At 47.7% G+C, this 24,580-nt stretch carries 22 protein-coding genes; 11 read left to right on the top strand and 11 right to left on the bottom strand.

The annotated features are described in order from the left end of the window. Positions 1-8: 8 nt before the first annotated feature. The 4 genes from clpP to QUA13_RS05545 all read right to left on the bottom strand — a co-directional run bounded on the left by clpP (position 9) and on the right by QUA13_RS05545 (position 2,575). Entirely contained in the window at positions 9-698 is a 690-nt protein-coding gene (gene clpP / locus QUA13_RS05560; protein ID WP_333197257.1) for an ATP-dependent Clp endopeptidase proteolytic subunit ClpP, read from the bottom strand. Positions 699-771: 73 nt separating this feature from the next. Beyond that, the gene (locus QUA13_RS05555) at positions 772-909 is read right to left on the bottom strand and encodes a hypothetical protein (protein WP_333197256.1); all 138 of its coding nucleotides are present in this window, start codon (positions 907-909) and stop codon (positions 772-774) included. Between the two features lie 86 nt (positions 910-995). After that, on the bottom strand, positions 996-2,414 hold the full coding sequence (gene tig, locus QUA13_RS05550; RefSeq protein WP_333197254.1) for a trigger factor: 1,419 nt from the start codon (positions 2,412-2,414) through the stop codon (positions 996-998). Further along, positions 2,411-2,575: a hypothetical protein gene (locus QUA13_RS05545; protein WP_172188025.1), complete on the bottom strand. Its 165-nt coding sequence runs from the start codon at positions 2,573-2,575 to the stop codon at positions 2,411-2,413. Before QUA13_RS05545 ends, tig begins: the two co-directional genes overlap by 4 nt. A 397-nt stretch (positions 2,576-2,972) precedes the next feature. On the opposite strand from QUA13_RS05545, the gene QUA13_RS05540 reads away from it, so the two are divergent. From QUA13_RS05540 to QUA13_RS05530, 3 genes are all read left to right on the top strand, one after another. Beyond that, a complete protein-coding gene (locus QUA13_RS05540) occupies positions 2,973-4,016 on the top strand; it encodes an aspartate-semialdehyde dehydrogenase (protein ID WP_333197253.1) in 1,044 nt (347 codons plus the stop codon). Positions 4,017-4,123: 107 nt separating this feature from the next. Continuing rightward, positions 4,124-5,017: a 4-hydroxy-tetrahydrodipicolinate synthase gene (gene dapA, locus QUA13_RS05535; RefSeq protein ID WP_333189380.1), complete on the top strand. Its 894-nt coding sequence runs from the start codon at positions 4,124-4,126 to the stop codon at positions 5,015-5,017. A 296-nt stretch (positions 5,018-5,313) separates the two neighbouring features. Further along, positions 5,314-7,194: a ribonuclease J gene (locus QUA13_RS05530; RefSeq protein WP_333197252.1), complete on the top strand. Its 1,881-nt coding sequence runs from the start codon at positions 5,314-5,316 to the stop codon at positions 7,192-7,194. A gap of 522 nt (positions 7,195-7,716) precedes the next feature. Here the strand turns inward: QUA13_RS05530 and QUA13_RS05525 are convergent. From QUA13_RS05525 to QUA13_RS05515, 3 genes are all read right to left on the bottom strand, one after another. After that, on the bottom strand, positions 7,717-7,992 hold the full coding sequence (locus tag QUA13_RS05525) for a MoaD/ThiS family protein (RefSeq protein WP_172188035.1): 276 nt from the start codon (positions 7,990-7,992) through the stop codon (positions 7,717-7,719). A 138-nt stretch (positions 7,993-8,130) separates the two neighbouring features. After that, on the bottom strand, positions 8,131-9,429 hold the full coding sequence (thrC, locus tag QUA13_RS05520) for a threonine synthase (RefSeq protein ID WP_172188037.1): 1,299 nt from the start codon (positions 9,427-9,429) through the stop codon (positions 8,131-8,133). Between the two features lie 359 nt (positions 9,430-9,788). After that, positions 9,789-10,049: a MoaD/ThiS family protein gene (locus QUA13_RS05515; RefSeq protein WP_333197251.1), complete on the bottom strand. Its 261-nt coding sequence runs from the start codon at positions 10,047-10,049 to the stop codon at positions 9,789-9,791. A gap of 493 nt (positions 10,050-10,542) precedes the next feature. Between QUA13_RS05515 and QUA13_RS05510 the strand changes: the two genes are divergently transcribed. Both QUA13_RS05510 and QUA13_RS05505 read left to right on the top strand, forming a co-directional pair. Next, entirely contained in the window at positions 10,543-10,830 is a 288-nt protein-coding gene (locus QUA13_RS05510; RefSeq protein ID WP_172188041.1) for a hypothetical protein, read from the top strand. A 377-nt stretch (positions 10,831-11,207) separates the two neighbouring features. Then, positions 11,208-11,384 (top strand): hypothetical protein, encoded by a 177-nt coding sequence (locus QUA13_RS05505; RefSeq protein ID WP_333189378.1) that lies wholly within the window; start codon positions 11,208-11,210, stop codon positions 11,382-11,384. Here the strand turns inward: QUA13_RS05505 and QUA13_RS05500 are convergent. Together QUA13_RS05500 and QUA13_RS05495 are read right to left on the bottom strand one after the other, a co-directional pair. Next, positions 11,371-12,747, bottom strand: coding sequence for a cytochrome P450 (locus QUA13_RS05500; RefSeq protein WP_333197249.1), 1,377 nt, complete (start codon positions 12,745-12,747; stop codon positions 11,371-11,373). The two genes, QUA13_RS05505 and QUA13_RS05500, sit on opposite strands and share 14 nt — an antisense overlap. Positions 12,748-12,884: 137 nt before the next feature. Continuing rightward, positions 12,885-13,490, bottom strand: coding sequence for a hypothetical protein (locus tag QUA13_RS05495; RefSeq protein WP_333197247.1), 606 nt, complete (start codon positions 13,488-13,490; stop codon positions 12,885-12,887). A 654-nt stretch (positions 13,491-14,144) separates the two neighbouring features. Here QUA13_RS05495 and QUA13_RS05490 point away from each other — a divergent pair. The 5 genes from QUA13_RS05490 (at position 14,145) to QUA13_RS05470 (ending at position 19,745) form a co-directional block, all read left to right on the top strand. Further along, entirely contained in the window at positions 14,145-14,711 is a 567-nt protein-coding gene (locus QUA13_RS05490; protein WP_333197245.1) for a COP23 domain-containing protein, read from the top strand. A 23-nt stretch (positions 14,712-14,734) separates the two neighbouring features. Next, positions 14,735-15,382, top strand: a complete 648-nt coding sequence (locus tag QUA13_RS05485) for a serine protease (protein WP_333197242.1) — start codon at positions 14,735-14,737, stop codon at positions 15,380-15,382. A 2-nt stretch (positions 15,383-15,384) separates the two neighbouring features. Further along, the gene (locus tag QUA13_RS05480; protein ID WP_333197240.1) at positions 15,385-16,608 is read left to right on the top strand and encodes a COP23 domain-containing protein; all 1,224 of its coding nucleotides are present in this window, start codon (positions 15,385-15,387) and stop codon (positions 16,606-16,608) included. A 217-nt stretch (positions 16,609-16,825) separates the two neighbouring features. Beyond that, positions 16,826-19,066, top strand: a complete 2,241-nt coding sequence (locus QUA13_RS05475) for a phosphoketolase (protein ID WP_333197238.1) — start codon at positions 16,826-16,828, stop codon at positions 19,064-19,066. A gap of 79 nt (positions 19,067-19,145) precedes the next feature. Further along, positions 19,146-19,745, top strand: coding sequence for a Uma2 family endonuclease (locus tag QUA13_RS05470; RefSeq protein WP_333197236.1), 600 nt, complete (start codon positions 19,146-19,148; stop codon positions 19,743-19,745). 432 nt (positions 19,746-20,177) lie between these two features. On the opposite strand, the gene QUA13_RS05465 is transcribed toward QUA13_RS05470, so the two are convergent. After that, a complete protein-coding gene (locus QUA13_RS05465; RefSeq protein ID WP_333197233.1) occupies positions 20,178-22,136 on the bottom strand; it encodes a cation:proton antiporter domain-containing protein in 1,959 nt (652 codons plus the stop codon). A gap of 453 nt (positions 22,137-22,589) precedes the next feature. Further along, the gene (locus tag QUA13_RS05460) at positions 22,590-23,867 is read right to left on the bottom strand and encodes a GH25 family lysozyme (protein WP_333197231.1); all 1,278 of its coding nucleotides are present in this window, start codon (positions 23,865-23,867) and stop codon (positions 22,590-22,592) included. A 113-nt stretch (positions 23,868-23,980) separates the two neighbouring features. On the opposite strand from QUA13_RS05460, the gene QUA13_RS05455 reads away from it, so the two are divergent. After that, positions 23,981-24,475 carry a DUF427 domain-containing protein gene (locus QUA13_RS05455; protein ID WP_333197229.1) on the top strand — a complete coding sequence of 165 codons (495 nt, stop codon included), beginning with the start codon at positions 23,981-23,983 and terminating at the stop codon, positions 24,473-24,475. The last annotated feature ends 105 nt before the right edge of the window (positions 24,476-24,580 follow it).

The following is a 24,580-nucleotide window of genomic DNA, read 5'->3' as shown; positions in this document are numbered from 1 at the left end:
ACAGCCTCTTAATTCAGTGCAGTGACATTCTCTCCCGCCGTCGGAAGGTTTTCCTTTTCGATAACTCGATCGACCAAACCGTAATTTTTGGCTTCCTCGGCTGACATAAAAAAGTCGCGCTCTGTATCAGCCTCTAATTTGTCGAGTGGTTGACCTGTGTGGTGCGCTAACAGTTCATTCAGCTTACGCTTATGATAAAGGATTTCCTTGGCTTGAATCTCAATATCAACTGCTTGACCTTGAGCGCCTCCGAGTGGCTGGTGAATCATAATCCGGGAACTCGGAAGAGACATCCGCTTCCCGTGGGCTCCTGCTGTCAGCAGAAATGCGCCCATACTCGCTGCCAAACCGTAACAAATCGTCACCACATCAGGGCGGATTTGCTGCATTGTGTCATAAATTGCCATGCCTGCCGTCACCGACCCGCCGGGGGAATTAATGTACATTTGGACATCTTTTTCTGGGTCTTCGGCATCCAGATACAATAGCTGAGCCACTATCGAGTCAGCAACTTCGTCGGTTACGGGAGTTCCTAAAAACACAATTCGCTCCCGCAGCAAGCGCGAGTAAATGTCAAAAGCCCGCTCGCCCATCCCCGACTGTTCTAGTACCATCGGCACTACATTGCTGGGGCTGGTACTGACATCAAAATCGTTATAGCTTGTAATTAGGTAATTGGAAGATTGAGATACAACCATAAGACACCAGTCAAGGATTCTAGACAATTTGCTGCTGATGAAAGCTTTAAATTAAGCCGCCAGCTTTTAACTATTATGCCTCTTCTGAACGGATATCGGGGAAATGCGGAGTTTTGAGTACGTGAGATTGCTTTGTGCGCTTTGCACAACGCTGGCGGCGCGAATGAGTTAAAACACTTACTTGTAAATCGTTGCTGCTTCTAATAGACACCCGCAGCTTGCAGTAAGCTGCGGGTGCGCGGTTAAAACCACGGTTGATTCCATGCCCCCAATTAGGACATTTGAACACATTAAGTTCTATTCTTCGCCTACCACTTCCACTTCGACGCTTGTGGCTGCTTCTTCTCCAGAAACTTCAGCGTCTGATTCTTCTGATTCTTCTGCTGCGGGATTCAGAGAGCCTTCAGGTACGAGTTCGATTGTCCCTTTTTCTTCCAACCATTTCAGGGTTTTTTGTTTGAGCAAGTCTTCCCTTACAAATTCCTGCAACCTTTGGGGATCAAAATCTCCTTTGGGAAACTGCTTTCTGACTTTTGCTACTTCTGCTGCTACTTCTGCGTCTTCCACAGATAAGGATTCCAGCTTGGCTACTTCTGCCAGAGCTAGAGTCTGCTTGAGCCGCTCGACTGCTTCCGGACGCGAGCGTTCCCGCATCGGGCCCATATTTTCTTCCGTAAACAGTTGGTTGATATCTATGCCGTAATTTTTCAATTGGACGGCTTGTTGATTCAACAAATAATCGATTTCGCGATCGACCATTGTTTCGGGAATTTCCACTTCTATTAGCTGCACGAGTGCTGCTGATATAGCTTTTTCCTTATTAGCTGATGTCTTGTTTTCTTGCTCTGCTTTAAACCGAGTTTCGAGGGATGCGCGGAGTTCTGCTAAAGTTTCAAACTCGCTGACTTCTTGGGCGAAGTCGTCGTCCAACTCCGGCAATTCTTTTTCCTTAAGTTCTTTGAGGGTAATCGTAAAGACTGCTGGTTTTCCCGCTAATTCTTCACTGCTGTACTCATCGGGGAACTCCACGGAAACTTCTCTGGTTTCTCCCGGATTCATCCCGATCATGCCTTGGATAAAGCCCGGTACAAACTGATTTTCCGACAATTCTACTTGAAAGTCTTCTGCTTGACCGCCGGGAATTTCTGCGGGAGTTTCGCCTTCGGGTGCTTCCGCAAATCTACCGGAGAAATCTACCAAAGCGGTGTCTCCCAACTGAGCCGGCCGACCTTCTACGGGGATTAAAGCAGCTTTGTCCGATCGATATTTTGCCAGTACCTCATCTACCTGAGCTTCATCATACTTAGCTTCTTCTGCTTGAAGCTGCAAACCTGTGTACTGACCCAATTTCACTTCGGGTTCTACGTCAACCTTAGCCGAAAAAATCAGAGGCTGTTCTGGATCGAACTTAGCTAGTAATTCTTCAAACTCGGTGCGCAGTTCACAACTGCCAATTGCCGGAATTTTTTCTTGTTCGAGGGCTTTTTGCAGCGACTCATTAATCAAATTTTCCAAAGCAGTCGCCTTCAAGCGAGTCTGACCCAGGCGCTGCAGCAAAACTTGACGGGGAACTTTGCCTTTGCGGAACCCAGGAATATTAACCTCGCGAGCAAATTGTTTAATTACTTGCTCGTAAGCTTGTTTTGACTTTTCTGACGGTACTTCGATTTCCAGACCAATTTGGCTAGCTGGAAGTTTTTCCTGGGTTACTTTCATCGGCTTTTTTGATATTTAACAATAGTGTAATAAAATACATACAAATCTGACTTTGCCTGCATTTTAAGTTTGTACGCTTTGACTTGTAGCGGCACAACTACAAACACCTCTACCGGATGAGACTGTAAGTCGTAACCGGCTACTTTTTTGGCTTTTGCCAAATAGTTTTAGTGTGAGGATACTAGCTTTTGCTGCTAGGAAAGTGGAGGTTAAGTCCACTAATCGCCGATGAACCATAGCACATATCGCCCTTAGATGTCAATGTTTTGGGCAGCCCGTCAAAGTCAACGGATGCGCCTGCTGGCAGAACGATGCGGATTGGCGCGGGGCGATCCTCTTCGAGGGATTCGCTAACGGCAAAAGATGCTAAACTGGCATTGGGTTACAATCGCACTGATCGATCGGGAAGTTCGATCGCCCGTTTCGGTTAACTGCACCATTGCCATCCTCTCATGCTCCTGATGTCGCATAACATTAATTAAGTTTGATATTGAGAATTGCAGTTATTTAAATTTTTGATTTCGATCGTTTAGAGTATAATTTTTGGAGGAAAGTAATTTGTCTCAATCCTATCGAGTTGCCATTTTAGGAGCCACCGGCGCAGTCGGGGCCGAGTTGCTAGAACTCTTGCACAGCCGGAGTTTTCCGATTTCTAACTTGAAGCTGCTGGCTTCGGAACGTTCAGCAGGCACTACATTGCCTTTTGGCGGCGAGATGCTGCAGGTCGAAGCAGTTTCGGCGCGATCGTTTGATAATGTAGATCTGGTGCTCGCCTCCGCCGGCGGCTCTACTTCTAAATTATGGGCTCCGCAAGCGGTGGCAGCCGGAGCAGTGGTCATTGACAATTCTAGCGCTTTCCGCATGGATGCGACCGTACCGCTAGTGGTTCCAGAAGTCAATCCCCAAGCGGCGGCAGCTCACCGAGGTATAATTGCTAATCCCAACTGCACGACGATTTTGATGGCAGTTGCCGTTTGGCCGCTTCACAAAGTTAAGCCGGTACAGCGCATAGTGGTAGCGACTTACCAGTCTGCCAGCGGGGCTGGGGCGAGGGCAATGGAGGAAATGAAAGCTCAAGCAAGAGCAATTTTGCAGGGGGAAATGCCCAAAACAGATATATTTCCCTACCCCTTAGCATTTAACTTGTTTCCGCACAACACCCCGATTAACGATTTGGGGTATTGTGAAGAAGAAATGAAAATGGTAAACGAAACTCGGAAGATATTTGGTACGGACGAGATTAAAATTACGGCAACTTGCGTGCGGGTTCCCGTACTCCGCGCTCATTCGGAAGCGATTAATCTAGAGTTTGCAGAGCCTTTTAGCCCGATCGAGGCCAAGGAAATCTTACAGCAGGCAAGCGGGGTTAAGGTGGTAGAAGACTGGCAAGCTAATTATTTCCCGATGCCTGCAGACGCCAGCGGTAAGGATGAGGTGTTAGTCGGCAGGATTCGCCAAGATATTTCTCACCCCTGCGGGTTGGAAATGTGGCTGTGTGGCGATCAAATCCGCAAAGGGGCGGCTTTAAATGCGGTGCAGATAGCTGAGTTGCTGGCCCAAAAAGATTTGTTGCGAACCCCAGTGGCTGCGGCTTCTAATTAGGGGGAAGCCTCGCAACTTGAAAATTGAAATGGGGGATTTTAGATAAACCTTTCATCTGAAATCAAAAATTTAAAATCAAAAATCAACAGTCTAAAATCGGAGAAAGTGTGGTAAAGTTTGGACGGGTTCTGACTGCAATGATTACGCCGTTTAAGGAAGACGGCAGCGTTAACTATGCGGTAGCAGAACAATTGGCAGTTCATTTAGCCGATCGCGGTACGGATAGCTTGGTAGTGTGCGGAACTACGGGCGAGTCTCCCACTATGACCTGGGATGAAGAGTACGAATTATTTCAGGTGGTACAAAAGGCGGTGGCCGGTAAGGCTTTGGTAATCGCAGGAGCCGGATCGAATTCTACTTCAGAAGCAGTCGCAGCTACCCAAAAAGCAGCTAAACTCGGGTTAGACGGCTGTTTGCAGGTGGTTCCTTATTACAACAAGCCGCCCCAAGAAGGTTTGTACAATCATTTTCGGGCGATCGCGCAATCTGCTCCAGAATTCCCTATAATGTTATATAACATCCCCGGTCGCACCGGTCAGAATATGTTGCCGGAGACGGTTGCTAGATTGGCAGAAATCCCCAATATTGTGGCCGTAAAAGAAGCAAGTGGCAACTTGGATCAAGCAAGTCAAATTCGGTGCTTGACATCCCCTGAATTTGCCATCTATTCTGGAGATGATTCCCTAACTTTGCCGATGTTGGCGGTAGGAGGATCTGGTGTAGTTAGCGTAGCCAGCCATCTGGTAGGAGAGCAACTGCAACAGATGATCGAAGCTTTCGAGAGCGGTCAAGTTCAAGTCGCTACCCAGATTCACTTGCAACTTTTTGACCTGTTTAAAGCTCTTTTTCTCACCACAAATCCCATTCTCGTCAAGACAGCTCTTAAACTTCAAGGCTGGGATGTAGGTTCCACCCGTCTGCCCCTGTGCGATCCGCCCGTTGAGATGACTCAAAAGTTAAAGGACGTACTGAGCCAGCTAGCCGCAGTATCAGCTATCTAGACAGGCAAGAACGAGTTTTCAGACAACTGAATATTGGTTGCGATCGGTCATTAGTTGTTAGTCATCCGTCCTTAGTAATTAATTGTTAGTAATTAGCTAACAGTCAAAAATTAAAGACAGAGGATTAAAGACTGAAGGCAAAAGACAACTGAATGTAGGGGATAGTAAAACCCCCAGGGGAGTTTTCCATAAATATTTGGAAAAATATTGCCCTACCAACGAACAGCAGACGACAGACGACAGACGACAGACAACAGACAACAGACAAATAACAAAATAACTAACAAAGGATACGCATGATCAAAAATACAACTGCATCTGCTCTAAAAGTGATTCCCCTCGGCGGGCTGCACGAAATCGGTAAAAACACTTGTGTGTTCGAGTACGGCGACGAAATAATTCTTTTAGATGCAGGTTTAGCGTTCCCGACAGATGGAATGCACGGTGTAAATATTGTCCTCCCAGACATGACTTACCTGCGGGAAAACAGCCACAAAATTAAAGGTATGATCGTCACTCACGGTCACGAAGACCACATTGGCGGCATCCCCTATCACCTCAAACAATTTGAAATTCCGGTGATTTACGGGCCGCGTTTGGCGATGGCTTTGCTAGCCGGAAAATTGGAAGAAGCGGGAGTGTCTCACCGCACAGAATTGAGGACAGTTAGACCCCGCGACACGGTAAGAATTGGCAAGCATTTTTTAGTCGAATACATTCGCAACACTCACTCGATGGCCGACAGTTTCACGGTAGCAATTCACACTCCAGTGGGAATTTTGATTCACACCGGAGACTTTAAAATTGACCACACTCCTGTGGACGGCGAACATTTTGACTTGCAGAAACTGGCGGAGTACGGCGAAAAAGGCGTGCTGTGCTTGATCAGCGATTCTACTAACTCGGAAGTTCCAGGTTTTACTGCTTCAGAACGTTCTGTTGCTCCGAATTTAGACAGAATTATCGCTCAAGCAACGGGACGGGTAATGATCACGACTTTTGCTTCGTCGGTACACCGTTTGCAAATTGTTTTAGAATTGGCTAAGAAAAACAATCGGTATGTAGGAGTAGTTGGTCGATCGATGCTTAACGTCATCGCTCACTGCCGCAATCTCGGCTACATCAAATGCGAAGATAGTCTTTTCAAACCTCTGAAAGAAATCCGCAATTTACCCGATGACAAGGTTCTGATTTTAACCACAGGTTCCCAAGGCGAACCGATGGCGGCGATGACTCGCATTGCTAACGGCGAACATCACGAACTGAAAATCAGAAAGGGCGATACAGTCATTTTCTCGGCTAATCCAATTCCGGGAAATACGATCGCAGTGGTAAACACGATCGATAAACTGATGATGCTGGGAGCAAACGTGGTTTACGGCCGCGACAAAGGCATTCACGTTTCGGGTCACGGCTGTCAGGAAGACCAAAAGTTAATGATTAACATGACTCGTCCCAAGTTCTTCTTGCCAGTGCACGGGGAACACCGGATGCTGATCCAGCACTCCAAGACGGCTCAAAGCATGGGCATTCCCGCTAGCAATATGGTGATTATTGATAACGGCGATGTCGTAGAATTAACTGAAAATTCCATGCAAGTGGGCGGTAAAGTGCCTTCAGGAATTGAATTGGTAGATTCTTCTCGATCGGGCGTTGTCAAAGCGAACGTCCTCAAGGAACGCCAGCAATTGGCTGGAGATGGCGTTGTAACTGTAGCGGCGGCTTTGAATTGGGAAGGCAAATTAGTTGCTAAGCCGGAAGTACACTTGAAAGGTGTAGTGACCTCAGCCGATCGCGAAGTTGTGATCAAATTAATCACTCAAACCATTGAAACAGTTTTGAACGATCGCTGGTCAGAATTTGTAAAACCTGCTGCTTCAGACTCACAAGTTGATGTTGACTGGGTAGGAGTTCAAACGCAAATAGAAAAGGCTATTCAGCGAGTGATGCGCCGGGAACTTCAAAGCAATCCCTTGCTGGTATTCCTGATGCAAATTCCTGAAGAAGCGTCCTTTGTGCGATCGGAAAAGGCAGAAGTATCTCCGGGTTCCCTGGAAGCACCTAAGCTATTATCATCGCCCTCGCCATCATCCCCATCATCCCCATCCTTGCCATCTCCTGCCAATCAGGTGACGGGGCGGCGCCGTCCCCGGACTGCTGCAAGGGCAGCTTCCTAGTGCGATAATTCCCTAACGCACTGCGCAAAGAAATAAGTTTTAGATTTGTAGTTGCGCTTGGATACCCAAGCGCAACTACAAACCTAGATTTGGTTTTATAAGTAAGTAGCTGCACCTAAAAAACGTCAGCATCGATCGACGTAAGTCCTGAGATTTATCTCGGTAAGACCTTCAAACTTGTCAAGATTGAAGAACTCCGACTCGATGTATTCCAGGAAGCAGTTTTATAGAAAGCCCCCAATCGCTACAAGTTTTTGCAAAGCCCGCAGAAAAAAGCTGGTGACTTTTTGGGTTTTTGGGATTACTTTTACTGCTTTGTTTGGGCAGGGTTTACTCTGGGAGAATCTTTCATAAACCGTTTCAGCGGAATTAAAACGTGATGAGAGCTACTTACCAAATCCCGGATTTGGTATAATTCCCTCGGTTAGCGAGGGAGTTGTTTTTTAACCGTAAATAAACGCAAGTGAACGCAGATACTTATTTAAATCTATCTGCGTTCATTTGCGTTTATTTTAAAACTAATCAGCCACCAGCAACTGCTGGAACAATGCTAACTTCATCGCCATCTTGGAGGGCTGTTTTTGAGCCATCCAAAAAGCGGATGTCTTCGCTGTTGACGTAGAAGTTGAGAAATCTGCGGGGTTCTCCTTTTTCATCGCACAGGCTTTTTTTGATGCCGGGACAATTCGTTTCCAACGATTCAATCAGTTCGGAAATATTGTCGCCGCCGCATTCGATGGTGGCTTGATTGTTGGTGAATTTTTGCAGGGGAGTGGGAATTAAAACTTTGACAGTCATTTTTTTAGTCCTTAGCCAGTAGTCATGAGTTATTAGTTATTAGTCCTCAGTCATTAGTCCTCAGCGATCGGTCATTTGTCATCAGTCAAAAGCTTAACAACTAATGACTAATGACTGCCGACTACTGACTAATAGCTGTTAAACCGAAACTTGTTGCCATTCTAAGCGTTCGAGCGTGCGGGCGCGTTCTAGGGCACGCTCGAACGCTTCTATTTTTGGTTCGAGGGTGATGGGTTCGCCGATGTAACCTTGAACGGCTTCTTGGGTTTTTAAGCCGTTGCCGGTAATGTAGGCGACGGTAGTTTCGTCGGGGTCGATTTTACCTGCTTCTACGAGTTTCTTCAAGACTGCGATTGTCGTGCCGCCTGCAGTTTCGGTGAAGATGCCTTCGGTTTCTGCTAGGAGTTTCATGCCTTCGATGATTTCGGTGTCGCTGACGGATTCGATGTTGCCGCCTGTTTTGCGGGCGATGTCGAGGGCGTACATACCGTCGGCTGGATTGCCGATCGCGATCGACTTAGCAATTGTATTCGGTTTCACCGGTTTGACGAAATCGCGGCCTTCGCGGAAAGCTTGGGCGATGGGGGAACAGCCGTCAGCTTGGGCACCGCTGAATCTGACTTTCTTTTCATCCACTAAACCGACTTCGGTGAATTCTTGAAAGCCTTTGTAAATTTTTGTGAACAGGGAGCCGGAGGCGAGGGGAGCGACGATGTGATCGGGCAATTGCCAGCCTAGCTGTTCTGCCACTTCGTAGCCCAGGGTTTTCGAGCCTTCGGAATAGTAGGGACGCAAGTTGATATTGACAAATCCCCAGCCATGTGTATTGGCGACTTCGCAACAGAGGCGGTTAACTTGGTCGTAGTTGCCGTGAACTGCCATGACAGTTGGATTGTAAATCAGAGTGCCGAGGACTTTGCCTGCTTCTAAGTCGGAGGGGATGAAGACTACGCAGTCGAGTCCGGCGTGGGCGGCGATCGCAGCGGTGGAGTTAGCTAAATTGCCGGTGCTGGCACAGGATACCGTTGTGAAACCCAATTCTCTGGCTCTGCTGAGGGCGACTGACACCACTCTGTCTTTAAAGCTGAGAGTGGGCATATTGACGGCATCGTTTTTAATATAAAGATTTTTTAGACCGAGGCGGCGGGCTAAGCGGTGGGATTTTAATAGAGGAGTCATGCCGGTGCCGACATCGATGACGTTATCTGTAGCGACTGGTAAAAATGCGCGGTAGCGCCAGATCGAGTTGGGGCCGGCTTGGATGGTTTGGCGAGTGACGGTGCGGCGGATGGCGTCGTAGTCGTACTTGACTTCAAGCGGGCCAAAACAGCAATCGCAGACGTGCTTTGCTTGGAGTTCGTACTCTTCGCCGCATTCTTTACATTTGAGGGCTGTGAAGGTTGCTGCTGTGGATTGGGTTCTGGTCGCCTGGGTCATAGCTCAACTCTCTAGTTTTGCGATGTTTTCTTATTCTTGTGCAAGATTAGCACGGTCAATTTACCCCGTCAACTATACCCGATTTTTTTAGTCGGGATTGATTTTTCAGTTAAACAGCGGTGTATTTAACTTTGATATTTGGGCGGGCGGGACGCCCACCCCACAAGGATTTGACTTGTTTTCAGTATCGGGCTGGGAATCCAGATTGTCAGGCCAGCACGCGAGCCTGAGCGAACTCAAGGATCATTTGCCGGCGGAATTGTTACAAAACTTAATAAATTTTTTTTGGGCTAACAATTGGGCAGTGGTGCGATCGAACACAACTACAAAACCTCGAATTTTTGATTGACCAACTTAGCCTACCCGCCGCTGACGGGAGGGATGAGGACAACTTCGTCGCCGTCTTGGAGGATGGTGTCGGGGGAGACGAATTCCAGGTTGAGTCCGAAGCGGGTGCGATCGCGCCATTGTTCTAATTGAGGATATTGGGCGATCGAGTTTTCGAGCACTTGAGACACTGGGGTTTCGGGAGGAAGTTCTAATGTAAGTTCCGAAACGCCGTAAGCTTCACCGAAGGCGGCGAACAGTTTAACGGTGATGGTAATTGAAGAGTCAGACACGGTAGTTTAGTGCGATCGACGGTTTGGCAATTATCAACTACACCATACAATTAATTAGGAATTAGGCGCGCCGAGGCTTAGAATTGAAAGCGGCAACATCTAGTTAAGTTTTACCCCATCGGGTAAAGATGATAGTTGATTGCAGCAAAAAGTCTTAACAAGATTGTATGCCGATTGCTTTCACAACCAGGCGTTAGAAGCAGTTGGCATCCACTTAGATGCAGCTAGCTAAGGTCTAGTTGGCTGCTGTTGAGGCTAATGCGAGAATAATTTTTGAGGATGCGGTATAGATACTTTACGGTAATTGTGGGAGAGTACAAAAAGCTCGCACTACATTTAGCAGGCAACAACGCAGACCAGGCCCTGCCAACCCGCTTCTCCTGACTAAAAATCAGGTTGTCTAGTGCGGATTGGAATTGCCAAACCTTTGCCCTGCTTAGCAAGCTAGCCGTTATATCTAAAAAGAATACTGAAGTTAACGCGATAGAAATATATGGCAAGTAACGATTTTAAAGTGCTTCAAATTATTGAAGCTAAAGGCTGGTATGCCTTTGGGAGTACGAAGCAAAGCCAGCACGTTGAGAGATGGGTAAGACCTGTCGTGTGTTGGGTTTTAATAGAAGATAAAAAAAAGCGGCGGATTGTGACAGCTACCGCTAGCTATCAGATCCAGATTGACGACAAAGAAGTCGAGTTTTTTGCCCACGAAAGCGAAATTCAAGATCTGGAGAGTCTCCCGAAGTCTGTCTCGGTATCGGAATTTCTGAAAACAGAAGATTGAGAGAAGGACAGAAAGAGATCATTTAAGAAGTTATTAATTATTCCTTAGTGATTCCTTAAACTTGGTGTCGGATGCTATTTCAATTAGAGGCAGAAGCTCTAGATTGGGGAGAGGGGCAGATGCGGACATGGGGAGAATTTATAGTTTTGCCTTGCCTTCTGCATCTTGTACCCAATGCCTGAAGTAGCCCAAAAAATAAAGAGGCCGGAAGATTGCAGGCAATGCCAACACGCTTCCGACCTTGCTGAATAACAGGGTATGCATATGTTTTTAAAGTATGGCAGGGAGGCTTTTAAGATATCAAGAGGACTATTGCAATCACCCACTTTTGCTTTCAGGCTGTGTTTGCAAGGCTCCTACTATTTTAGAGTTAAAATTTGAAAATTGAGAGGGGGCGAGGGTTACAGGTTAAGGATTCTAGCTATTTATCTGTAGCCGGTGCTACAAAAAATCGTGGCATTGGCGGACGATCGCACATTCTCCCTAAATTGTTTGCACTCAAAGCTGAAAGTTCGATCGTCCGCTGTAACCGCTGCGACTTTAAACGCCACTAGCGACAGGTTCAGGCTTCTGCTTCGGCATCCGCCGCCCCAGCAGGGCCATCCGCACGCCGCCTGCAGGCCCTAAAGTCACCCCTCGGCGTTTGGCCTGTACGGGCTTGTTCTCGGCCAATACTAGGTCGAAATTCCGCAAAATAGTTCCCAGCACCAGTTTCATCTCCAACTGCGCCAGCGCCAAGCCGATACAGCGGCGGCTGCCGCCTCCAAAAGGCAAATACTCGTAAGGCGAGAATTGCCTCTCCAAAAACCGTTCCGGTTTAAATTGCAGCGGTTCTGGATACAAATCCTCCCGTCTGTGGGTCAAATAAATCGAGCCGATGACAACCGTCCCCGGTTCGAGTCGATGTCCCATCAGTTCCACGGGCCTGAGAACTTCTCGCGAAAACGTCAGCATTGCCACGGGGTAAATTCGCAGGGTCTCCTGACAAACTGCACTCAGGTAAGGTAAGCGGAAAATCTCCATCGGGTCGGGATTTTCCCCCAAACTGTCCAATTCTTGCAGTAACTTCTGGCGCACCGAGGGCAAACTGTGAATCCAGTAAAATGCCCAAGCTAGGGCCGTTGCTGTGGTTTCGTGGCCTGCCACCAGCAGCGTCATCAACTCGTCGCGCAATTCTTCATTGGTCATTGGTTGCCCGTTTTCGTCGCGCGCGGCCATCATTAAGCTGAGAATGTCGGTGCGGTTGGCGTCTGGTTGCTGTCTGCGTTCTTCAATTTCCGCGTCGATCAGTGCGTCAACTTTCCGCTGCCGCTGTTTCATGCGTCCCCAAGGACTCCAAGAGCCCCAATCTTGCTGCATCCAGCCGAAAAACAGCATACTCGATCGCAGGGGAGAGTTGGTCATATCGAGGACTGAGGCAAGTAGGGGCCTGAGCTCTTCCAATCGCGGCCCGTCATCGAGCCCGAAGACAGCTTGCAAGATTACCCGCATGGTAACTTCCTGCATCGCGTTGCGGGCCACAAAAGGTCGATCGACCGACCATTTGCTGGCAACATCTTGAGCAATATCGCAAATTAGTTGGCCGTAATTCCGCATCCGTTCCCCGTGAAAGGGTGGCATCAATAATTGGCGCTCGCGTTTGTGCCTTTCTCCTGAGAGGAGAAACATGGATTGTTCTCCCACGAGCGCTTTGAGAATTCTATTCAGGCGGCCTGGAGCGTGAAACGCGTTGCTGTTGAGCATCTCCTGGACAGCTTGCGGGTGGTGGATCATCACCAATGGTTGCCCGTTGTTCACTTGAGCTGTGAAAATGTCGCCGTATTGTTTGGCACATTTATCCAGGAATGTCAGGGGATCGCCGATCCATTGAATTAGCTGCACCAAGGGTGGAGCTTTGGGGCCGTTAGGTAGTGTCATAGGAATTACCTGGGTTTTGGTCACAGGACTTAGCAGCATCAAAAAATCTCAAAGGGTTTGAATGTTTATTCAGTCCCTCCCAACCCTTTTTTTAAGGGGAGAAGTGCGTCAGTCCCATCTCCAATAATTTTAATAGCTTATTCTCGAACGGTACTCAAAATATCCTCTCCAAGCTCTGTAAAACGAACTGTTTTGATTTGCCAAGGAGCATAACTGGTTAAAGTTTGGCGCACGCCCCCGAACAAACCTAACATTTGACAACTGGACAGATTTTGCAATTTCTGCCGCGAATTTCCGGAGGCTCGCAGATCCACGGTAGCTATTCCGAGGTCGCGATCGATCTTGAGGCGATAACCAGCCAAACCAAGACTATCGAAAATCTGCTGCTTTAACACTTCATTAACAGCCGATGACATTAACTGGTTGTCTGGGCCTGTAACTGTTTCCGGCTTCAGAGTTTGACACAGATTGTCTACCTTATAAACCTTAATGGTGACAGTATTCTCTGCTCCTACCGAACTGCCTAAAACTGGGGTAACAGATTTAGAGAGCGAAGGTGCTTGAGTTGAGCGAGCATTAATTTGATTTCCCGTTAGCTGTAGGTGTAGGAACTGACGGGCGCTTGCTGGGGGTTGGCTCTGGTTTTCGGGCGAGTTAGCTGCATCTGAGCTAGAACAACTGCTAGCGCCGAGCAGAATTAATCCAGTTGCTAAATACCCCAACTGTTTGTAGATACGGTTCATAGTTTTTAATACTTTACTAAACGTCAGTGTATGGAGGGTGAATTTTGGTGGTAGAAAGCACTTAATTCCTGATTACACTCACTTAGAAGTATTTCTGGCAGTACGGAGAAGAAAACAAGTTAAGAGTTCTTGTTAATACGTTTAATTACTGTGAGATCACGTAAGAGAGGTTAGACCCTTCATTTTTACGGTCCTACCGTCTCCGTATCTCAGCAGATCGAGCTAGCGACGCCGATCGCAAGTCATATCAAATACCTTGTCAGTGGTGTGATGTACCGTTGCAATTCGAGTCATCCCAATGTCTGAGGTGAAAAGCCTCTTTCCGGTTTGCTGCAGCCTGAGTTTGATTAGTAGGAAAGAGCACAGAATTTAGACTTGCGCGCGCATTTTAAGCTCGCCTTCGGGGCGGTTAGAGGTCAAGCGCAAGTCGCGAACAATATCAGGACTTACGCATCAAGACCAAAGAAACCGGGTTTTTTAACCAAACAGAAGGGCTGCAACGCAGCGTTTTCGTAAAAAAACTTGGTTTCTGGTCAAGTCGCGAATAACATAATTCCCAAGTCAGCGGATCTGTAATGAGCAGGCGCGTCAAGGGTGTTATCGCAGCATTTGGGAATTTTTGTGCCGCATCCCATCCAAAAGAGTGAAAACATTATGAAACAGCAATTATTGACAAAAGTTGTGGCGGCAACAGCGATCGCCCTCAGCGGCCTGACGGTTGCTTCTCAACCGAGTTACAGTCTGCTTGCACCGGGGGAAAGTGGATTTTGGTGCAGCACCTCGACCGGTGTGCCGGTGACGGTGTACCAAAACCCTCAAGGTGCCGTAGAGCCTTGGATTGAGTGGACTTCCGATTATTTCTCCGGTTCTGGCTACAATCCGATAACTCGGTGTCAATTAGTGAGTCAACGCCTCGAAACCTATCGCCGCAACCGGGTGCTGAAGTACATTACTGCGGGTCAGATGAACGGTCAAAATGTCATTTGCACGGCCAATCAAATCAATGGTCTGTGTCAAAATTTGATTTATACACTCAGGCCCGGTCAAGACGCGATCGGCTCTTTGTATAACTTGTTGGCTTGGCGCCAAGGACTGGTCGGGATGCCCTCTGTGGCTGAAAGTAGTAAAATTCCTTACATTGATGTCAGGGAAAAGCTAGGGGAAAACACTGCCGATGGGGCGGAACTGCCCCCTTTTTTCCCGCCGTCCGGACTGCCTTAAAGATTGGCAATTTTTCAATCCCATTGCCAATTCCGGCGGTGGATGTGGAAAACTTGGCGCGTCAAACAGCGGTACGCATCCAGACGGGGAAATCTTTTGGTTCGGGGACGATCGTCCGGCGGCAGGGGCAAACCTATACGGTGCTTACTAATTGGCACGTTGTGGCGATAGTCCGGGGCGATCGGACAATTGTCACCGGCGACGGCCTCCTCCACCAACCGCTGGGAGTTCCGAGGCGGCTGGGCGATACCGATCTGGCGATCGTTGAGTTTCGCAGCGCGATCGAGTATAAAGTAGCACCGATTAGCGCCGAGCCTGCTGCCGTGGGAGAGCCGCTGCTCGCGGCCGGATTCCCTGCCGGTGCTGAGGTGTTGGCTGTAGCGGGGGGGGTCGTAGAACTGCTGCTGCCCAAATCTTTGCCTCAAGGTTATAGCTTGGGTTATACAAATGAGGTTAAAATCGGTATGAGTGGTGGCCCAATTTTTAATGCCAAAGGTTTCTTGGTTGGGATTAACGGTCGAGGTAAGTATCGAGATCCAGATTTTGGAGTCTATGCTTTTGAAGATGGAAGTGAACCGACAACGGAATTATTGGAAAAAATGGTTAAATCCAGTTGGGGAATTCCTATCAGTATATATTTGCAGTTCGTCTCGTCTCATCTAGGGAGTTAGCGATGAATTCGTGGGGTTTGCGGTTTGACGCACTGACAATCATTTTGACCGGTGCAGTAACGGTGGCTGCGGTTGTCAGCCAACAATATGCTGCTTGTGCCAAAACACCCGAAGAAATTGCCCAGCTAGCGATGTTGACAACTGTGGAAGTCAACAACACGCTGGGTTTTTTTGCTAGTGGATCGGGAGTAATTATTGCCAAACAGGGTAATATTTACACTGTTCTGACAGCTAATCACGTAGTGGCAAGCCTCGCTCAAAAATACAGCATTCGCACTCATTTGGAAAAGGATTATGCTGCGATTAGAATACAGCGACTCCCGAAAAATGACCGCGATATAGACTTGGCTTTGATACAGTTTCAGAGCCGAGAACAGTATCCAGTAGCACCAATGGGCGAGTCAGAACGTGCTGTTGTCGGTTCTGCTATTTACGTTTCTGGCTATCCGCTGCCAATTTCGGGATTTGAACGAAAACTTGAGTTTACTGCTGGTATCATTTCTTCTCGCTTGGGCAGCGCCTCATCGGGTTACCGTCTGCGCTACCAAGCTGTAACCAGGCGCGGGATGAGCGGCGGGCCTGTGTTTGATGCTGATGGCAGGGTGGTAGGAATTCACGGTCAGGGAGATACTGTTGGCACAATTAGGAGTCAGTGGAACGGTCAGATTGAGGAGATAAAAACGGGGTTGAACGCGGCAATCCCAATCGATGCTTTTATGGCGTTGCTATCACAAAATAAGCGTAATGGCTTTGATATTCTCAGCAATCTTTCTCTCAGCAGCGCGTCGGGTCAAAACCAACCGAATCAGGTTTATGGAGGATTTGTGTGCGATACCTCAACGGGCGAGCCGGTGACTGTGTATCAAAATCCGCAAGGGTTCAGGGAGCCTTGGATTCGATGGAATTCTAATTTCTTTTCTAGTTCTGGCTACGATCCTCTAACTCGCTGCCAACAAGTGACTCAGCGCCTTGAGAATTATAACCGAAATAAACAGCTAAATTATGTGACTGTGGGTATTGTAAATAACCAGAAAGCGATTTGCACGACTAGCCGCGTTAATGGGCCTTGCGAAGGTTTGATCTACACGCTGCGCCGCGATCAAGATCCGACTCCTGCACTTAGCAGTTTTTTTGTTTGGTTGGGGAATCAAAAGGCTGTGCCTTCTCTTTCTGAAAGCGGTACTGTGCTGTATATAGATGTCCGGGAACGGCTGGAACAATTTTAGATGGGCGATTTGAGGTTTTAGAGGGATTAGTAATGGCTAAACACAGAACCCCGACTTTTTTAATAATTCGGGGTTCTCAAATAACTACTTATTAGCTGAAAAATAGAGATATTTTACTTATTTATCACTGACATAATAGAACTCATGCTTTTTTGGAACACGGAAGCTATAAAATTACTCTTACATTAATCCAATTCAAATTTTTCCGGTATCAAGCATGACAGCAACTACTCCGCAGGCAACGTCAACAACGCCCGCTTTTTGCGAAGGCATTCAATATTTTTCTGAAACAGTCCCTGGTTTTGAGACTTATGGAAAAGCACCTGCGATCGCCGAGGGGAGCAAGTCGATCGCCGATTCTGCCGATCCCGTCGCCGTCTTTCAAACGATGCTGGGAGCAGACGCCCTGCGCTACCTCACACTGCAAGTTACCGCCAGCAAGGCATCGGGACATCCGGGGGGTTTTGCTAGCCAAGCTGAGGCTTATGCCGCTTTGGTGATGCTCGGACACAAGAACATTGTCACCGAAGTCGGCCATCACGCTCCCGGCTTTTACAGTGCCATGTTTCTCGATCGATCTTTGGAGGATATGGGAATTGTTAACGTGCAGCAAGTGCGCGATAAATTCCGAGAAAAAGACGGTTTGTTAGGACACCTTTCCGGTTTCATTCCCGGCCTTTTAGCACCAGCCGGCCCCCTCGGACAAGGGCAGCATTTCGCAATGGCTGGAGCGCTTTTGCACCGCGAAAAACTGTTTGCTTTCACAATGGGCGACGGCGGCATGGGCGAACCCTATCCGATGAGCAGCATGGCGCATTTCCACACTGCTTATCCCAGCGTTACTAACTTTTTGCCTGTGTTGGTTTGGAACGGATATTCTCAGGAACATCACAGCATGGTTTCGACTAAAACTAATGCTGAAATGATTGCTTATTGGCAAGGCAACGGTTTTGAAGAAGTTATCTTAGTTGATGCTAAGGAATTTGACGATAAAAATCAACCGGAAGATTACGTTGACAGCACTGCTTTTTCGCTCGAACAGCGCATGGCATTTACCAAAGCTGTTTTACAAGGAGTTGACAAAGCGGCAAAATCTGCTCTCGGTGGCAAATTAACTGTGTTTATTATCAAACAGTTGAAAGGTGCCGGCGTCCACGCGCGCGGAGCCAAATCTCACAACCTTTATCCGAAAGATACGCTGGATGCTCCGCACATTATCAGTGCTTTAAAAGAGCGCGCTTTGACTGCTGCTGCTTGGGAGTTGGTAAGGACAAATTGCGAGCGTGCGGGCGGCGGGCCGGCGGCGAAAACAGTTGTTACTGAGTTTACATTGCCGCTGGCAGATTTAGGCGAATTGCCTTTAGAAGAATTTGCAGTTGGGGGAGAAGCGAAGATTTCGACAACAGCAATGGGGGTTTTGGTAGGGAAAGTTGGCGAGCGCGATCGTACTTTTGTTGTCACTAATGCTGACGGCAATGAAGCATCGGCAATTGCCAATATCAACCAAGCTCTTAAGATTATTCACCCGACGACAGATGACCTGTACAATCAATCCCCAAACGGTCAAGTTTACGAACCGTTGAGCGAAGATGCTTGCGCCGGTTTAGCCGTAGGTTTATCGCTATTTGGAGCGCGGAGTTTGTGGTGTTCCTACGAATCTTTTGCCATCAACGGTTTACCTATTTGGCAAACTGTAACCCAAGCAATGGCAGAATTGCGCCGTCCAACTCCGGCAACTGTCACCTTATTTACAGCGGGTGCATTGGAACAAGGCCGCAACGGTTGGACGCACCAGCGGCCGGAAATTGAGGCTTATTTTGCGGCGATGATGCGGAACGGAAATGTATTTCCTTTGTTTCCACCGGATGCTAACAGCATTCAAGCTTGTTACGAGTGGGCTTTGACCGCTAAAAATAAGGGAGTTGTGATTACTGCGAGCAAGTCGCCGCTGCCAATTCGCACTACTTTTGAACAGACTCGCCAAGGTTTGCAAGACGGTGCAATAGTCCTGCACGAAGTCGATTCTCCCCAAGCTCCCCACAATCAAGGAGGGAGCAAGAAAGTTGTGTTTGCTGTGGTCGGCGACATGACTTTAATGCCAGTGTTTGAAGCGGCGGCATTTTTGGAAACAGAAGGCATTGGAGTGCGGATTGTTTCTATTATCAATCCCCGGCGTTTGTACCGCCCAACAGACGTTGCTTGGGATACTTGTTCGGAAGCTGACGGTGGCTTTTTGAGCGATGAGAAATTTGCCCAAATGTTTGGCGGAGATGCCTTGATTGGCGTGACAGGCGGTGCTTCTGGGATGTTGGAACCTGTGATGCTCCGCAGCAATTGCCAGCGGGATACTTTCGCTTGGAAGCGGGGGGAAACTACTGCTAGTGCTGGTCAATTAATGGCGTTTAACGGGTTGACTGCTGAGGCGTTGACTAAAAGGGCGATCGAGCTAGTTCATTAAGTTAAAATGTGAGTGAATGCCCCTGCCTGGTTTGTGCTGGGTAGGGGCTAGTAATATTTAAAATAGGATGGTGATACCTATGACAGCAAAAATTTTAGAAGAAATAGGTACGCTTGCAGAACAGCGATTGATTCTCCCCGGTTATTATACTTGGGAGCAATTTGAGGCGATCGCATCTTTGATGGCCGACTCTCCGGGTTTACGGATAACTTATCTTGATGGGTGGATCGAGTTTATGACAGTGGGCGAAGAACATGAAAGCTTTAAAAAAGCGCTCGCTATATTACTGGAAGCATACTTTTTTGAACTTGGAATTGAATTCTTTCCTGTAGGGAGTGCAACTCGCAGAGACCGAGCGAGAGATGTATCATTTGAACCAGACGAGTCTTATTATATAGGTTCAAGAAAAGAGCATCCCGATTTAGCGGTGGAAGTAACGATTACTAGCGGTAGCACAAATAAACTAGCTAAATATCTGCGACTTCGCATTGCTGAAGTTTGGTTTTGGGAAAATAATCGGCTTGCTGTCTATCGGCTGCGCGAGGATGATTACGAGCAAGTTTCAAGAAGTGAGTTTTTGCCGGAGTTGGATTTAGCATTGTTGGTACGTTGCGTTTTAATGCCTTCAATAATTGAGGCAAGGACAAAGTTTCTTAATGGGGTTAGGCAAGTGGGTTGAATGCTAATGAGTTGGTGCCTTCAATAATTGAGGCAAGGACAAAGTTTCTTAATGGGGTTAGGCAAGTGGGTTGAATGCTAATGAGTTGGTAAAAAGTGCGATCGTCTAGGAGGGCTTCGCTAACGACTTGATTGGTTAAGCTAAAATGTTACAGACAACCATTGGCTCTGACAAACAGCCTTTGTGCCATCGGCTCCAACGATTGGTTAGACTTGTAGGTGTAAAGTTACTAAGCTCAGAAAGATGAACACTTATAGCTTTGATAGGATTCTAGAGCTAGTCGAAGAAATGTCTGATGAGGAGCAAATAGCTTTAATCGATTTGATTAAGCGACGACGCATAGAAAAAGGGAGAGATAAGATTGCTCTCAATATCGCTCGTACCAATAAGTAATACCTATACGAACCTTCTGCTGTCATAAAATCATTCCTCCTACCGCGAAACTGGCGGCTGCAAAATTTCAGCATCCTTTGCTATTTCCATTTCCTCCAAAGCCGGCTCTAAAACCGGAGGAGGAATCGGCACTTCTTCAACTACTTGATGCTTTTCCAAAGTCAAACGAGACTGCGACGAACCAGACAATCTTTTCAACAATTTCGGTGTCGGATCGTACAGCAAATAAATAATTCGATCGCCCGCTTGCCAAATCTGGGTCGCCGACACTACTTGCAAGTACCCTTGCCTTTCCAGCAGCAGCGGCACCAACTCCCCGGCTTGAACCAAAGCTTGCAAGTGAGCAATCTGAAACTGCAATCCCTCACTTTTTAACTCAGTTTCCCCCAATTTTACTTCGCCGTCGCTCAAATATTCGTTCCAATCCTTCAGCGACAAATCGGAGACAAAAGCTTGATTGATTTTAGCCTGATTTGCAGGCGTATTTGCTTGCGGATCTTTGGGGAATATTGCCAAAACCCTCGGCGGTGCAAACTCCTCGGCCGCTCGCTGAGCTAACACTAAGTTTACCTCGCCGTTGTTAGTCATTGCCAAAAAAGTTCCCATCGAATCGAGTCCGGCTTCTTCTAACACGCTGTGGTCGAGAGCACTGCTCAAAAACACTCGCAAACCTTCTCGTTCTGCTTGTGCGCAAGCTTCCGGGTCGGTGTCGATAATTGCCACAGATTCTCCGCGTTCTTGAAACAAGCGAGCAATTAATCTGCTCAAAGGATTTGACCCCACAATTGCTGCACCAGTTACAGATTTTGAGGTGATGCCCAAAAGTTGAGCCATCCGTCCGGCGGTTAGTCCCTGGACAAAAACTGTCATAATAATTGTTAGGAAAACTAAGGCTTTAATCGAGTCGCCGCCGTTGATTCCTCGCTGGGTGAGCAAAATTGCAAATAAAGATGCGATCGACGCTGAGACAATTCCCCTCGGCGCTACCCAACAAATAAATAATTTCTGCCGCCAATTCAGTCCGCTGTTCCAAGTACACAACCAAACATTGATCGGCCGGACTACCCACATTAAAGCTAAAACTGTAAACAAACTTCCCCAACCGAGGGCGACCACACTAGCGAGGGATAAATCGGCCGCCAGCAGCACGAATAGCACGGAAATAGCAAGGACTGTAAGTTGACCTTTAAACCTCCTCAGCAGCCTTTCTTCTGGGACAGCAGCGGTTCTGAGGACGATGCCGGATACCACAGTTGCCATCAGTCCCGATTCGCTGCGGATTTCTTCTGCTAAGCCGAAAAATCCCCATAAACTGGCTAAAACTACTAAGTTTTTGAGGTCTTCTGAGAGAAATCGCGATCGCTTGAGAAGGAATCCCAGCAGCCAACCGCCTGCAACTCCGACGATTGCGCCAACGAAAAGCCGCACGATTAAATCTCGGAACAAAACCAGCAAATCAGGATTGCCGTTTAAAATAATATTCAGCACCAATACTGCCAGAATTGCTCCGACAGGATCGATTAAAACGCCTTCAGCTTCTAGCAAGGCGGCGACTTGTTTGTCAACCGATACTTGTTTGAGCAAAGGGCCGATTACTGTCGGACCGGTGACGACTACTAGAGAAGCATACAGAAATGCGATCGGCCAGGGAAATTCCCCCAACCAGTGTGCGGCCATTCCGCCGCCAATTAGCGTAATTAAAGTGCCTACCGTAACTAAATTGCGGATGCTGCCGGAAACTTTGCCCAAATCTCGCAATTCCAAATTCAAGCCGCCTTCAAACAGAATTAACGCTACGCAAAGCGATACCATAACTTCCAAACCGCTGCCCAGCAGATTGGGGTGCAGCAATCCCAAGCAGTCTGGGCCGGCTAAAATGCCAAACAACAGCAAAAAGACGATCGCCGGAACTTTCAGATAAGCCGCGAGAACTTGAGCGCTGATGCCACAGATGACGGTCATGACCATCAACTGGGTGATGTTAAAGGGGATTTCCATAGATATAATTGTTACAGGCTGCCCGCTCAGTTTTAAATGTTCGATCGCGGGTAATTGGAGTGCAGGCGCTATATTCGGCGCAGCTTACAAACTCGGCACGGCCCTGGATTTTTCCCAATAAGATTAAAAAACCTTGATAGTCGCTATAACTTTATCAGATAATTCTCTTGGCGTCAAAGATGGCAGCAAGCTGTAGCTAAGCGAGAGATTGTCTGTTATGTTTGAGAGTTCGACGGGGATGCGGACACAGAGGGAGAGGATTTGACTTGTTTTGATGTGGAGTCAATCTCAAATCTCAAATCTCAAATAGCAAGATTTGGCGGCTTTTCAATTACAGAGCCGTCAAACCTCCAGATTCATTTGTTGAGTCAATCTACAATCTAAAAGAATCTAAAATCGCAAGATTCATCTGTAGAGTCAATCTAAAATCTACAACTTTAAATCTCTAATCTATCATCGATTGGCATTCTGCCACCTGCGCAAAAACTCCGATAGAATGGCCGGCGAAATTCGCCCTTCCAGCCAATCTAAGGACTGGTTTTGGTTAGGTGCTGCCCGATAAAATTTGCACGCATCTATCAGCCGAATCGGAGAATTATTGACAGTAGATTGAGAGCGCCACTTTTGCGCAAACTCGGTAAGAATAGCCGGAGAAATTTGTGTTTGCAGCCAATCTAAAGCTTGGTCTTGTTGTGCTAAACCGCGATAAAATTTGCCGACATCTATCAATCGCAAATTAGTGTCTGGAGGTAAGGCAGTTGCCCGCCATTTTTGAGCAAAGTCCGCTAAAACAGAGGTAGGAACCTGACTTTGCAGCCAAATTAAGGCAGTATCTTGGCTAGCGCTAGCTTGATAAGACGAGAATACCTGAGTCAGCCGCACGCCTGATATGGGAGGGGGAGTTGGAGTGGGAGTCGGCTGCGGGGCGGGTGTCGGCGCTGGAGGGGGGAAAACTACTTTGGGAGATTTTCGCATCAAAGCGGCCCAGGTTTTGAGGCTTGCAATGCCGTCTGGATTGAGACCTTGAGATTTCTGAAACGAGATGAGCGCCGCTGTGGTGGTGGCTCCAAATTTAGCGTCCATCGCGCCTTGATAAAAACCTTTAATTCTTAATTCCTTCTGGATGTCTGCAACTTTATAACTTAGGGCACCTTCTCGGACGCTTTCATAAATATTGGTATCTACATTGCCCGATACGCCGGACACGCTGCCGGTGTCACTGTACTGCCAAAAAGTCCAAGTTTTCCAGCCGCCGGGAACCCAAGGTTCCTCAGCACTGGTATAGTGAGCAATCCACAGCGGGTAATCGGCAAACCGTTTTGTCCCCAGGCTGTCCCAGAAACCGGGGTAAGTGTAGATAATCGGGCGCATCAACGTGGCTTTTTCGACTGCTTCTAACCAAATTGCGGCTCGATCGCACAATTGAGTCACAGTCAAACCGCCTGTAGTTTCCAAATCCAAGACTGCCGGCAAATCCCCCGCTTCGAGTTTTACAGTTTTCAAGAACAAATCTATTTGTCCTTGAACGCTGCTTGCAGGTCGAAAAAAGTGGTAAGCACCGCGTTGAATCCCTGCCGCTTTCATCGCCGCCCAATTGCGGGCGAAAGTTTGGGAAACTAACGTTGCACCCTCCGTCGATTTGACAAAACTGAAGGTAATACCTTCCCGGGCAACTGCTTGCCAATTGACATTGGGCTGGTAGTCGGAAACGTCTATACCGCGAATACTCATATTACGAAGAGTTGAGAAAAGCTGGTTTTGTCTGAAGCAGCGACTCGATTAAGGGTACATTAAATTGTAATGCTAAGTCGCTAAGTGTTTTTTTTGCAGGGGAGATTGTGCAAATGAACTTCGATCGAATAGAGCCCGGCCCCGGTCAAGAGTCTGTTTGGGATTACCCGCGTCCCCCTCGCCTTGAGGAATTGACCAAACACGTACAGATAGTTTTTAATGGAGTGACGATCGCCGACACGCGCCGTCCTCAGCGGGTATTGGAGACAAGCCACCCTCCTGCTTACTATATCTGCCCCGAGGACATCAAAATGGAATATTTGCACAAAACTTTACGGGGTTCTTGGTGCGAGTGGAAGGGACAAGCCGGTTATTACACTGTGACGGTGGGAGAAAAGGAAGTAGTAAATGCTGCTTGGTTTTATCCCAATCCCACCCAAGTCTTTGAGGCTATTAAAGATTATGTAGCTTTTTATCCGAGCAAGATGGATGCCTGTTATGTGGACGGCGAATTAGTGCAATCTCAACCAGGGGATTTTTACGGCGGCTGGATTACCAAAGATATTGTCGGCCCGTTTAAGGGAGGGCCAGGAACTTGGGGGTGGTAAGGGAATGTGGAGTTTTGAGTTTTGAGTTGAGAACAGTGGCAGAAACCACGTTTTTTTTACGCAAAGCCTCGTTACAGCTTCAGCCCGGTTTAACAACCTGGTTTC

It is taken from the genome of Microcoleus sp. S28C3 (genome assembly GCF_036700785.1).
Lineage (GTDB): Bacteria > Cyanobacteriota > Cyanobacteriia > Cyanobacteriales > Microcoleaceae > Microcoleus > Microcoleus asticus.
The sequence above is the reverse complement of the archived record's forward strand: the minus strand, read 5'-3'. Positions and strand labels throughout refer to the sequence as shown.